Annotated in this window: 10 protein-coding genes and 1 riboswitch; of the genes, 4 read left to right on the top strand and 6 right to left on the bottom strand. The window is 42.6% G+C overall.

Annotated features, from left to right (window positions below; all coding sequences use genetic code 11):
• Positions 1-9: 9 nt before the first annotated feature.
• The gene (locus P2W84_RS02205; protein ID WP_276088465.1) at positions 10-855 is read right to left on the bottom strand and encodes an N-acetylmuramoyl-L-alanine amidase; all 846 of its coding nucleotides are present in this window, start codon (positions 853-855) and stop codon (positions 10-12) included.
• Positions 852-1,730 carry an N-acetylmuramoyl-L-alanine amidase gene (locus tag P2W84_RS02200; RefSeq protein ID WP_276088464.1) on the bottom strand — a complete coding sequence of 293 codons (879 nt, stop codon included), beginning with the start codon at positions 1,728-1,730 and terminating at the stop codon, positions 852-854. Before P2W84_RS02200 ends, P2W84_RS02205 begins: the two co-directional genes overlap by 4 nt.
• A 56-nt stretch (positions 1,731-1,786) precedes the next feature.
• On the opposite strand from P2W84_RS02200, the gene P2W84_RS02195 reads away from it, so the two are divergent.
• Genes P2W84_RS02195 through P2W84_RS02185 form a run of 3 tightly spaced genes read left to right on the top strand, consistent with a single transcriptional unit; the run spans position 1,787 to position 7,044 of the window.
• Entirely contained in the window at positions 1,787-4,462 is a 2,676-nt protein-coding gene (locus P2W84_RS02195) for a putative LPS assembly protein LptD (protein ID WP_276088463.1), read from the top strand.
• An 8-nt stretch (positions 4,463-4,470) separates the two neighbouring features.
• Positions 4,471-5,706, top strand: coding sequence for a competence/damage-inducible protein A (locus tag P2W84_RS02190; RefSeq protein WP_276088462.1), 1,236 nt, complete (start codon positions 4,471-4,473; stop codon positions 5,704-5,706).
• 57 nt (positions 5,707-5,763) lie between these two features.
• The gene (locus tag P2W84_RS02185) at positions 5,764-7,044 is read left to right on the top strand and encodes a dihydrolipoamide acetyltransferase family protein (RefSeq protein ID WP_276088461.1); all 1,281 of its coding nucleotides are present in this window, start codon (positions 5,764-5,766) and stop codon (positions 7,042-7,044) included.
• Positions 7,045-7,118: 74 nt separating this feature from the next.
• Here P2W84_RS02185 and P2W84_RS02180 read toward each other — a convergent pair whose 3' ends face one another.
• From P2W84_RS02180 to P2W84_RS02165, 4 genes are all read right to left on the bottom strand, one after another.
• Positions 7,119-8,357: a homoserine dehydrogenase gene (locus P2W84_RS02180; protein ID WP_276088460.1), complete on the bottom strand. Its 1,239-nt coding sequence runs from the start codon at positions 8,355-8,357 to the stop codon at positions 7,119-7,121.
• 3 nt (positions 8,358-8,360) lie between these two features.
• The gene (gene metX / locus P2W84_RS02175; protein ID WP_276088459.1) at positions 8,361-9,419 is read right to left on the bottom strand and encodes a homoserine O-acetyltransferase; all 1,059 of its coding nucleotides are present in this window, start codon (positions 9,417-9,419) and stop codon (positions 8,361-8,363) included.
• 20 nt (positions 9,420-9,439) lie between these two features.
• Entirely contained in the window at positions 9,440-10,741 is a 1,302-nt protein-coding gene (locus P2W84_RS02170) for an O-acetylhomoserine aminocarboxypropyltransferase/cysteine synthase (protein WP_276088458.1), read from the bottom strand.
• Between the two features lie 197 nt (positions 10,742-10,938).
• Positions 10,939-11,052, bottom strand: a riboswitch (SAM riboswitch).
• Between the two features lie 177 nt (positions 11,053-11,229).
• On the bottom strand, positions 11,230-12,351 hold the full coding sequence (locus P2W84_RS02165) for a PLP-dependent aspartate aminotransferase family protein (protein ID WP_276088457.1): 1,122 nt from the start codon (positions 12,349-12,351) through the stop codon (positions 11,230-11,232).
• 43 nt (positions 12,352-12,394) lie between these two features.
• Between P2W84_RS02165 and P2W84_RS02160 the strand changes: the two genes are divergently transcribed.
• Positions 12,395-12,883 carry a lipocalin family protein gene (locus P2W84_RS02160; protein ID WP_276088456.1) on the top strand — a complete coding sequence of 163 codons (489 nt, stop codon included), beginning with the start codon at positions 12,395-12,397 and terminating at the stop codon, positions 12,881-12,883.
• Positions 12,884-12,957 lie beyond the last annotated feature (74 nt).

Below are 12,957 nucleotides of genomic sequence, written 5' to 3'. Positions count from 1 at the left end.
TATAGGCGTTTAGTTAGTTTCGGTTTCCTTTTTATAGGTTTTAATTGCTTTGAAAATAGAATTTACGATCTCGGTCTGACCACTTTCGGAATTAATGTACTTTTCTTCTGTCGGATTGCTGATAAAACCTATTTCGGTGAGGACAGCAGGCAGGCCGCACCGTTGTAAAATCAAAAGCCCCTGTTCTTTGACACCTCTGTCTACCCTGCCATCATCTTTCGTGTAATTTTCTTGTATAAGTTTGGCAAGCTTCAGGCTTTTGTCCCGGAACAAGTTTTTAAACAAAGATAGGATAATAAATGTTTCAGGATCGTTAGGATCATACCCATTGTAATTTTGTTTATAGTTTTTTTCCAGTTTGATATCCTCGTTCTCTCTGATTGCGGCATCTTGTTCATTCAGACGATGTGATCCGGCTACAAATGTTTCGGTGCCACTTGTGGTCGTATTCTTTCTATACGCATACTTGGGGGCTTTCTTGCCACTTTTGGTTTTGGTGTAGCCAACAACAACACGTTGATCCGGCATGGAATTGCAGTGTATGGAAATGAAGAGGTCTGCCTTATTGTCGTTTGCAAGTGCAGCCCGTTTGTAAAAGTCTACGTCCACATCGGTTTTGCGGGTATACAGTACTTTTACTTCAGGCATTTCCTGCTCTATTTTCTTACCAAGCTTAAGCGCAACTTCCAGTGCTACGTTTTTTTCCAGTGAGAAACTGCCCCTGGCCCCGGGTTTGTTGCCACCATGTCCGGCATCGATAACGATGGTCTTTAGCTTATAGGTTTGAGAAAAAGATTGCTGGCTGTAAAATATTGATAATAGGGGAATTAACAGGTACAGGGTTTTTACTTTCATCCTTCTACGCTTTTTCTATAACTTTCTATAGCTTTTAACAAACAGTTTACAATTTCTTTCTGGCCGTCTTCAGAGTTCATATAATCCTCTTCTTCAGGGTTACTGATGAAGCCAATCTCCGTTAGAATGGCTGGCATACCGGCCCTGGCAAGGACGGCAAGGCTTTTTTCCTGTACGCCCCGGTTGATACGTCCTGAATTTACGTACTCATCCTGCACAAACTTTGCCAATCTCAGGCTTTGCGTCCGGAAAGTGTTTTTCATAAGCGAAAGGATAATGGCATTTTCAGATGCATTGGCGCCAAAACCCTCATAATTTTCCTTGTAATTATCTTCCAGAAAAATAGCCGCATTTTCCCTTTTGATCGCTTCATCCTGTTCATTGACCCGGCCAATACCTGATACAAAAGTCTCTGTCCCTCGTGTCGAAGTACTTTTACGGCTTACCGTTTTGTAAATCGGAACTTTCTTCCCCCGGCTGTTTTTACGGTAGCCTGTTACAACGGAACTATGGTATACAGGCATATCATTGCAATGTATAGAAATAAAAAGATCTGCTTTAGCTTCATTGGCAATGCCGATCCGCTCATACAGTGGTATAAATACATCTTCGTCCCGGGTATAAATTACCTTGACGTCTTTCATGTTTGCCTGAATGGCGGCGCCGAGGTTTAAAGCAGTCTTTAACGCTACGTCCTTTTCTGTAGAATAAAGCCCTCGGGTACTTCCGTCCTTGCCTCCATGTCCTGCGTCAATGACGATTGTTTTTACCCTGTATTCCTGTGTAAATGCCTGAAAATTAAATAGGATAGTGATTGCTGCAGAAATAAATGCGATCAAAATCGCTTTTGGTCTGAGCAATGGTATATTTTTCATTAATTTTGAACGTTTTGGATTAAACATTAATGCAAAAATAACATTCACGCACGAATTTGAAACTTTTACAGTATATCATTTTTCTTAACTTTTTTGTGCTGCTAACAGCTTTCAGCGAGCGGGTAAAGGCATTTTCTTCTATTTCATGGCAACAGGTAAGACCTCTTGCCGACACCGCCAGAAAGAATGTACCAGGCAAAGGAACTAACGCAGAAAAAGTACCTAAGGATACAGTGTCCAGTGGAAAAATTGAATATTCCGCCCAGGATTCTACGGTATCCGATGTAAAAACCCATATTGTCAAGTTATATGGAGGCGCGCGCGTAATTTATCAGGGATTCGAACTGGACGCGGACTATATTACTTATAACGATAGTACCAAGCAGATCTTTGCCCGGGGGAGGACTTTGCCGAACGGTAAATATGTGGGGCGCCCGATCATGAAAATGGAAGGACAGGGTACTTCGCTTGCTGACTCGCTGAAATATAATACCGAGACGCTAGAAGCTCAGATATGGGGAGTGTTTACGGAACAGGAAGGCGGTTTTTTTTCAGGAGGTAAGGCAAAGAAACAGCCCGATGATGAGATTCATAGCAAGGGGCAGACCTACAGCACCTGTAATTTACCTCATCCTCACTTTGGCATACATATTACCAAGGGGATCGTTACCGAACATCAGATCATTACTGGTCCCGTATATCTGAAGATTGAAGATATACCCTTACCTATTGGACTGCCATTTGCCTTTTTTCCTAAACCCAACAAAAAATCCTCTGGTTTTATCCTTCCATCACCTGGGGAAGACTATACACGCGGATTTTTTTTAAGGGATGGCGGATATTATTTAGGGCTTAACGATTATTGGGATGCCAAGTTGACAGGTACAATTTATACCAGAGGGTCATATGACGCAATGTTGATGTCAAATTATACCAAACGGTATAAATACAATGGGAATATTGTGCTGAATTATTCCAATTCAAGGTACGGTACAGAGGGTACTAAAGATTTCAATAAGGTTAAGGATTTTAAGATACGCTGGAGCCATCAGCAGAGTGCAAATGCCAAGCCAGGTACTACTTTTTCTGCCTCTGTGGACGCGGGAACGGTTAATTATAACCGAAATACTGCGGCTTCGGGTAGCTATGACCCATACCTTACTGCGCAAAATACGATGCGTTCAAGTATTTCCTATGGCAGGGTGTTTGATAACGGGATCAATTTCGGGTCCAGCTTTTCGGCATATCAGGAAACACAAACGAAATCAATAGATCTCGTCCTCCCGGACCTGAATTTCTCTGTTCCTACATTTAATCCGTTTGATTCAAAGGATAGGGTCGGTGAACAAAAATGGTATCAGAAGATCACGTTGGGTTATAATATGCAGGCGAGCAATAGTATCCAGACTAAAGAAGATCAGCTTTTCCAAAGAGAGACACTTAATAAATTCAAAAACGGCGTGGACCACCAGATGCCGATCAATATGTCTTTTAATGCCTTAAAACATTTTAACTTTAGTCTGGGTGGGACTTATCATGAAAGATGGGCTTTTCAGACCATTGAAAAAACTTATATGAGGGTGTTGAATGGGAATGATCTGCAGATAATTGACACAATCCCCGGCTTCAAGCGTAACGGGGAATACAGCGCCAGTATGAGTCTTTCTACTAAGTTGTACAGTACTGCTCAATTCAAAAACCTGGGAAATTTTAGGGCTCTGAGACATGTGATGACGCCAAGGGTATCGTTTAGCTATACTCCTGACTTTTCTGATATTTCGCGTGGGTACTATAAATATGCCAAGTATACGGACGGTTCGGATGTGTTAGATGCCCAGGGCCGCAAAACGAAATACTCGATCTTTGAAGGTACGCTTTACGGCGGACCCGGACTCGGAAGACAAGCTGTGCTTTCCTTTGGATTGGACAATACCGTGGAAGCCAAGGTTCTTACTCCCAATGATACTACCGGTAAAGGTGACAAAAAGATTCCTGTGATACAGGGATTGAGCATCAGTGGGAGTTATAATTTCCTGAAAGAAAACTTTAAACTGTCTACTTTAGGTTTTAACGGAAGATCGCAGTTTACGGATAAACTGGGGATTAACTATAATGGCGTATTAAACCCTTATGTGGTCAGAACTGATTCTATAAGTCCCACTACCGGGGAAAGAGTGCGGTATTTGGCTGATCAGTATGTCTGGAATACGGGGAAGTTGCCACGGCTGACCAGCTTTGGTTTTTCCTTTGACTATAGTTTTAATCCTGATGCCCTTAAGCGAAGGAACCAGAACCAGGATGCATTAAGAGACCAGGTAGAAAAGGCAGGAATGACACCGGAACAATCGGAAGCACTGGCGCGGGTGAGCCGGGACCCGAATGCCTTTGTGGATTTTAAAATTCCCTGGAACTTTGCGTTCAGCTATAGTTTCCAGTATAGTACCACTGAAGTAGGTTCGAATAGTCAGCTAACCAATACACTTAATTTTAATGGAGATGCCAATATTACCCCAAAATGGAAGGTACAATTTACATCAGGCTGGGATTTTAGGAACAAAACCTTTTCTCAGACTAATTTTTCTATTTATCGCGACCTGCATTGCTGGGATATGAGCTTCAGTTGGGTTCCTTTTGGTGCTTATCAGTCTTATTCTGTAGATATAAAGGTTAAGGCTGCCGTACTTCAGGACCTGAAGCTGAGCAAAAGAAAGCAATATTTTACCCGTTATTAACCATATACATGCTAGCTGAAATTATTACTATTGGAGATGAGATCCTGATTGGGCAAATCGTAGATACCAATTCTGCCTGGATGGCACAAAAACTCAACCTGATCGGTATAAAAGTTAAGCAGATAACATCGGTTTCTGATGAAGGTAAGCATATTGCTGCCGCACTTGCACAGGCTGAAGAAAGAGCGGATATTGTTCTGATCACAGGTGGGCTGGGTCCTACAAGAGATGATATTACCAAACAGGTACTTGCCAGCTACTTTGGTATGGGAATGCGTCGTGATGAAGCTACGCTGGAACAGGTAAAGCAGTTTTTTGAAAAGCTGAACAGACCGCTGATTGAATCTAATATGCTACAGGCTGACGTACCTGACGGTTGCCTTGTGATTCAAAACAGGAATGGTACGGCACCATGTATGTGGTTTGACCATAACGGAAAGGTGATCATATCTATGCCAGGTGTACCTTTTGAAATGATGTACCTGATGGAAGAAGAGATATTGCCTCGTCTCAGTTCAAAGTTCGAACTACCCGTAATTTATCATAAGACTTTGCTTACGGCAGGCATAGGAGAGTCCTTTCTGGCAGCGGAGATATTGGCTATTGAGAATGCGTTGCCTGCTCATATCAGACTGGCCTATTTGCCGAAACTGGGCCAGGTAAGATTGAGATTGAGTAGTGTCGGGTCTGATGAGCTGTTGTTGAAACGCGAAGTGGAAAGCTATGTAGCACTGATTAAAGAAAAGGTGGGGAAGTATGTGGTTGCTGAAGAAGATATTGCACTGGAGAAGGCCCTATTGAATAAAATGGAAGACCGGGGAATCACTTTATCCACTGCAGAAAGTTGTACGGGTGGTCATATTGCCCAGCTGGTCACACAACATGCCGGCGCCTCAGTGGTCTACAAGGGAGGAGCTATAGTATATGCAAATGAACTTAAAATGTCCGTACTTGGTGTACCAGCGGAAACATTGTCCACATACGGAGCAGTAAGTGAGGAGGTTGCACTGGCGATGGCGCTTGGGGCGTATGAACGTTTCGGTACGGACTATTCAGTCGCGGTAACGGGTGTTGCCGGACCAGGTGGAGGGACCCCTGAGAAACCGGTAGGAACGGTATGGATCGCTGTGGCCGGGCCTCAGGGTGCGAAGGCCAGACGTTTTACTTTTGGTGATAAGCGGCAGCAAAATATAGAGCGTTCAGCAATAGCGGCTTTGACGATGATTTTAAACGAAATAGAATAGGTATATACTTAAGTTTCCAAAATACTTTACTTTTGTCAGTGATACAATAGATAAAAGATGGCCCAATTCGAACTAGTGTTACCAAAAATGGGGGAAAGTGTTGCTGAAGCAACCATCATTAAATGGATCAAACAGCCGGGCGATATTATCGCTGTAGACGATACAGTACTGGAAATTGCAACAGATAAGGTTGATTCTGAAGTCCCCTCACCAATAGCAGGAAAATTGGTTCGTCAGTTGTTTGGAGAAGACGAGATTGCCCAGGTCGGTGACGTGATTGCGATTATTGAGATAGAGGGAGATGAACAACCTAAAAGCGAACAGGAAGTACCGGAAGACGATAAGGTAATTTCCGAACCCATTCCTGGCGCGGAATTGCTGGAAGCTGATATTAATGCTGATGCGCCTTTAAAAGATAGCCCCGGGAGGTTTTATTCTCCTTTGGTAAAAAGTATAGCTTCAAGTGAAAACATAAGTATTGAAGAGCTGGAAGCTATTCCTGGCAGTGGTGCTGATGGCAGGGTAACTAAGGATGACCTGATGGCTTATCTGGAACGTAAGCGTGAAGGTAAAAAATTTGACAAGCCCGCGCCTGTATTTGTGCCTCAGCCTGCTGTTAGTGCGGGTGGAAGTGATGAGATTATAGAGATGGACAGAATGAGACGTCTGATCGCTGAGCATATGGTAATGAGCAAACGGGTTTCACCGCATGTATGTTCTTTTGTAGAGGCAGATGTAACCAATATGGTATTATGGAGAGATAAAGTAAAAGGGGTATTTGAAAAACGTGAGCAGCAGAAAATCACTTTTACGCCACTTTTTATCGAGGCGATTGCAAAAGCGATCAGGGATTTTCCAATGATCAATGTTTCGGTTGAAGGAACACAAATCATCAAAAAAAGAGACATAAATATTGGTATGGCAGCTGCGTTGCCTAATGGTAACCTTATTGTTCCCGTTATTAAGAATGCCGATCAGTATAACCTGATAGGATTGACTAAGTCAGTGAATGATCTGGCTTTAAGGGCACGTAATTCTAAATTGAAACCTGACGAGACACAAAACGGCACATTTACATTTACCAATATTGGTTCTTTTGGTAATATAATGGGGATGCCTATTATTAATCAGCCACAGGTAGCTATTCTGGCAGTAGGCACAATTAAGAAGAAGCCTGCGGTCTTAGAGACAGAGCAGGGAGATGTGATTGCTATACGCCATATGATGTATCTTTCTCTTTCTTATGACCATAGAGTTGTAGATGGTGCTTTAGGTGGCTCTTTTGTACGCCGTGTAGCCGACTATCTTGAAAATTGGGATAGTAACCGGGAGATTTAGCCGCTATGAAAGTGAACAAAAAAGCGAATATCTAAATATGATGAATATCCGCTTTTTTTTAAAAATTCCGCTTATTAACTAAAGATAGCTTCCTCTGCTATTTTACTAAGCTGGTGTTCAGTGTAGGTATATCTCCCTGTATGTGCGATGAAGATATCCTTTTGTTCCAATAAGGCTTTATTAGCCAGCAGGTTCTTGAGACTTATATTTCCGATAACGTATTTATAGTCGTTCCTCGAAAAACGCTCAGAGATGCCTGAGATCTGGAGTTTTTCGATTGTATATTCATGTGTATATCTGAGATAAACTTCAAGGTCAAGATTGTCAGTATGCGTCAACCCGTTATGCTGATGGTATTTCTTATATTCATAACGGTAGTCGTACCTCAATGCGGCAATGTCAGACAATACTGCTGCCCCTGTAGGATGTCCGCCGGCGCCTTTTCCGAAAAAAAACTGTTTGTCCGCAAAGGCAGCCTGTACAGTGACACCGTTGTATTCGTTCTCTACATTAAACAAGAAATCATCTGCCTTTACAAATTTAGGTAATACATAGGTGACAATTTGTTTCGTGCTGATCTTTCGTGCTGTTGGCACCAGTTTGATCCTGAAGTTCTTTTCACGGGCATACCTTACGTCATTGTCAGAAAGGTTTTGTATGCCAATATTAAGGATATTTTCAGGTTCCACGAATAAACCATAAGCATGTGCGGTAGCAATCGCAAGTTTAAACTTTGGGTCGTAACCGCCTACGTCCAGGATGGGATTGGTTTCCGCAAACCCCAGTTCTTGCGCTTCTTTCAAAGCCGTTGCATATTCCAGGTTCTCATTGAATATCTTGGAAAGGATATAATTTGAGGAGCCGTTAAATATACCACTGATGCCATGAAGCAATTCATTGTCATAGTATTCTTCAAGATTGCGGATGATAGGAATACTACCACATACAGCACCTTCATATAACAAAGAGGTACCATGTTTTTCTTGCAGGGCTACCAGTTCGCCCAGATGAGACGCAATCATTTTTTTATTGGCAGAAACCACATTTTTTCCATTGCCCAATGCGGCTTTTGCAATATTAAAGGCTGCGTCGGCATCATCGATTAATTCAACAATGGTATTGATTTCGGGATTTCCCAGAATTTCATTGTGGTCAGTAGTAAAAAGATGGGCATCGAGACTTCTTTTCTTATCAGGATTCTTAATGGCGATTTTTACAATTTCCAGGTTCAGTTCCTGTCCCCGGATGATGTCATGCAGGCCCTGGCCCACAACACCAAATCCGAACAGGCCGATCTTCAGTTTCTTACTCATGAATTAAGCAGTTTTATGTAGTTTAATAATCTTCTTGTTTGCATTTTCCTTCAGGAAGTTGCCAATGGCATTAGTAAGGATTCCAGTTTCTATTAGGAAACCATCATGTCCATATGCAGAATTGATACGGCATAGCTGCGCACCATGAATATGATGGGCTAGAAATTCCTGCTCCGATATCGGGAAAAGTACGTCGTTTTCGATGCCTATAACCAGGGTTTGGGCTTCTACCAGACCAAGAGCCTCCGCTATACCGTGGCGTCCCCTTCCCACATTATGGCTGTCCATAGCCTTGGTAAGGTACCAGTAACTAAAGGCATTGAATCTTCTGCAAAGCTTTTCACCCTGATAGTTTTGATAGGAAGAGGCCCGAAAATGGTCTATCTTATCATTCACGCTCTCAAGCTGCGTGGAAATATATGCGTCGTAAGTTCTGTAAGAAAGCAATGCGATACTTCTGGCCGCTTTAAGCCCTTTTATTCCACCGTCAGGTTGCTGCGCATAAAAGGTGCGGTCTGCGGAAATTGCAAGTCGCTGACTTTCATTAAATGCAATGCCCCAGGGTGAATGTACGGCATTGGTAGCCATAAGGATCAGATGATCAATCCTCGATGGTTCGGTAATTGCCCATTCAAGAGATTGCTGGCCTCCCAGTGACCCTCCAATGAGAACCTTAATCTGATCAATACCCAGATGTTCCGCCAATATCCGGTGTGCAGCTACAAAGTCACGTATCGTGAATTGCGGGAAGGCGAGATAATAGGGGACACCTGTAGACGGGTTAATACTTAGAGGATTAGTAGTGCCATAATGAGAACCCAATACATTCGCACATACAATAAAGTGTTCTTCGGGGTTGAACAGGTCATTACTCCCGAACAACCCCTTCCACCAGTCCATGACATCTGCATTGGCTGTCAGCGCGTGGCAAACCCAGATGACATTGTCTTTTTTTGTACTCAGTTTTCCATAAGTATGGTAAGCAATCTGCAGGTTATCGAGTTTACAGCCATTCTCAAGGATAAACTTTTTTTCGTACTTATATATATTGGTGGGATTCATTCTATTGATGTTGTATCAGATTAAAGGTTAATGGTCGTGAAAGCTTGTTCAAAATCTGCTTTGATATCATCAATATGTTCAATGCCCACAGATACCCTCAATTGATTAGGGGTAACTCCTGCTGCAATTTGTTCGGCTTCGCTTAATTGTTGGTGAGTCGTTGCCGAAGGTTGTATGATCAGTGTCTTAGCATCGCCTACATTGGCCAGATGGCTAACCAGTTTCAAACTGTCCACGAATTTTGTAGCCTGCTCCTTGCTGCCGTGAAGCTCAAAGGAAAGTACTGCTCCAAAGCCATTCTGAAGGTATTTTTTGGCATTGGCATGATATGGGCTGCTCTCCAGTCCAGGATAACTTACAGATTTGACTTTTTCATGTTTCTCGAGCCAGTTGGCTAACGCGAGTGCATTGTCGATATGCCTCTGAACACGAAGAGAAAGCGTTTCCAGGCCCTGAAGAAGCAAAAATGAATTGAACGGCGAGATAGCAGGACCAAAGTCACGCAGTCCTTCTACGCGTGCGCGGATGATAAATTGTATATTGCCGAAAGGCCCCGAGGACCCGAATACATCGTTAAATATCAATCCGTGATAACCTTCTGAAGGTTCTATAAACTGGCTGAACTTGCCGTTACCCCAATTGTAATTTCCACCGTCAACAATAACACCGCCTATGCTGGTTCCATGGCCACCGATCCATTTCGTAGCAGATTGCACTACAACATGCGCACCGTGTTCCAAAGGTTTGAACAGGTAACCTGCAGCTCCGAAAGTATTGTCAACAATCAGGGGCAGATCGTGTCTGCTGGCAATAGCAGAGATCTTTTCGAAGTCAATTACGCTGAAGGCAGGATTACCGATAGTTTCGACGTAAATGGCTTTTGTTTTGTCATCTATTTTGGCTTCAAAATCTGACGGGTCGTCACCGTTGGCAAATTTTACTTCGATACCAAGGCGTTTAAAGGCAACCTTAAACTGATTATAACTTCCTCCGTATAAATGTGATGAAGATACGAAGTTGTCGCCCGACTGCAGGATATTGTTGAGCGCAATGAATTGTGCTGCCTGTCCGGATCCAACGGCAAGCGCAGCTACGCCACCTTCGAGCGCAGCTACCCTTTTCTCGAACACATCGGTGGTCGGATTCATAATTCGGGTATAAATATTTCCGAATTCCTTTAAAGCGAAGAGATTGGCGCCATGTTCCGAATTTTTAAAGCCGTAAGAGGTAGTCTGATAAACGGGTACTGCCCTTGAGCCTGTAGTTGGATCTATTTCCTGGCCTGCATGTATCTGTAATGTTTCGAATTTATAAGTTGACATAGTTTGTTAAGATATTAAATAGTGAAAACTGGATTTTTTTAATGACGTAGCGTACCCATATAGGGGCCTTCCAACTTACAGAAGTAAAACCGGAAGATTTTCAGGTTAGTGCATGCCGAAGCACATACACGCCGTATGTTGCCGGATACAATAATCTGATAGAACTTTGGTGATATTTACTGTTTTCATTTTGTTTCAATTTATCTTTCCAAAAGACACCATATCTTTCGGTCAGGAATTGGCACCTTCTCCTATTCGGGAGGGTTGCCAGTGGGTCATAGAGCCTGTCTCTCACCACTTCTTTATAAATCAAACCTTTTCCAGAGGTTGACTTTTTAGCTTTTGCTAAATGATGGCACAAATGTAACTGTAAGTGTCAAATATCCAAAATATTATTTTGAATTAATTTTAAATATATGTATGTCAGTATTTTGTGTTTTTGGTTTTGTTGCTTGTTATGATTGCTTTTTAGCGTAAATGCCCATAATTCAATTCAAAGCCTGATCAATATCAGCGATCAGGTCGTCAATGTGTTCAAGTCCGGCAGAAATCCGAATTAAATTCTGTGGTGTTTTACTATCCGGGCCTTCCACTGAATAACGATGCTCTATCAGGCTTTCCACTCCGCCCAAACTGGTTGCCTGAGCAAAAAGATGTACTTTGTTGACTACTTTATGGGCCTCATCCGCGCCACCTTTTACAAGTACCGATAACATTCCTCCGAATCCTTTCATTTGCTTGCGGGCAATCTTATACTGAGGATGTGACTCCAGACCAGGATAATAAACACGTTCTATTGCCGGATGATCTTCAAGATAGTTTGCCAGTGCAATGGCATTCTCGTTATGGCCTTTCATCCTGTAAGGGAGTGTTTTGATACTTCTTGACAGCAGGTAACAATCGAAAGGAGAAGGTACTGCCCCTCCAGTTTGCTGGATGTTTCTGATCTTTTCCCAGCAAGCATTTTTTTTTGCAGTAATCAGTACACCACCCAATACATCGCTGTGGCCGCCTATGTACTTGGTAGATGAGTGCATAACGATATCTGCACCCAGTGTTATCGGTTGTTGAAGACAGGGTGAAGCGAATGTACTGTCACAAGCCAGAATCAACTGATATTGCCTGGCTATTTCAGATACAGCAACGATATCTGTAACCTTTAATAGCGGGTTGGAGGGAGTTTCTATCCAGATCAATGCAGTATTCTTTTTAATAAAGCCGCTAATATTTTCGATAACAGTCATATCGATGAAATCAAATTCAAGGATATGGTTAAATATAGTTTGCAGTTGTTTTTTAAATCCCCAGTACATATCGTCCGGCGCAATGACATGACTTCCTGGGGGGAGCGCCTGAAAAATGCTCATTCCAGCCGTATTTCCTGATGAAAATGCGCAGGCCTCCTGTCCACCCTCCAGTAGAGTAAGCGTATGTTCGAGGGCATTTCTGTTTGGATTACTGATGCGGCTGTACATATGTCCACCTGAATAGCCACCATCCTCATTTCTTAAAAATGTAGTGGATAGATTGATGGGCGGTGTGATGTCATGCGTACTTGGCTGATATAAATTTCCCGCATGAATAGCAATGGTTTCGGTACGGTTATCCATTTTTGGCAAGATTTATGTAAATGCAAAATCAAAACGTAAAGATATGAAAAGAATATTCCTGATAGCAGCTATTCTGTGCAGCTCACTGATGGTTTTGCAAAGTTGCTCACCAAAGGGAGCGGCAGGTACAAATGTTAGGCGAGGTGATATCACCGGAAACTGGGTGTTGAATGACATTACATATGAGGGTATACCACAGGCAAACGTAAGATCGCTATTTGACGAAGGGCCTGCTTCCTGCTTTAAAGGCAGTACGTGGAGACTGACAAATAGCGGTAATGGTAGCTATACGCTTCCAGGTGGCGGTACATGTGCGGCAAAAACACAGACCATCTACTGGTCTGCCACACTTGGTGACCAGACTTTCCAGTTCAAAAAAATCTATGAAGGAGAAAAGGCTAAAAATGTAACCTCAGGTTACCGTATGGTCATTGCTTCTGCCGATGGTAATTCTATGGTGATTAAATCCCCTGTTGAATATGGCAGCTCTCCAGCCTACATTGTATTGAATTTTACGAAAGCAGTTAATTAAGTTTTAATTACCGCAATACTGCGCAACAAGTATTGATTAAACCGGGAATAGCCAATATGGTTGTTCCCGGTTTT

Source organism: Pedobacter sp. JY14-1 (genome assembly GCF_029269825.1).
Taxonomy (GTDB): Bacteria; Bacteroidota; Bacteroidia; order Sphingobacteriales; family Sphingobacteriaceae; genus Pedobacter.
The sequence above is the reverse complement of the archived record's forward strand: the minus strand, read 5'-3'. Positions and strand labels throughout refer to the sequence as shown.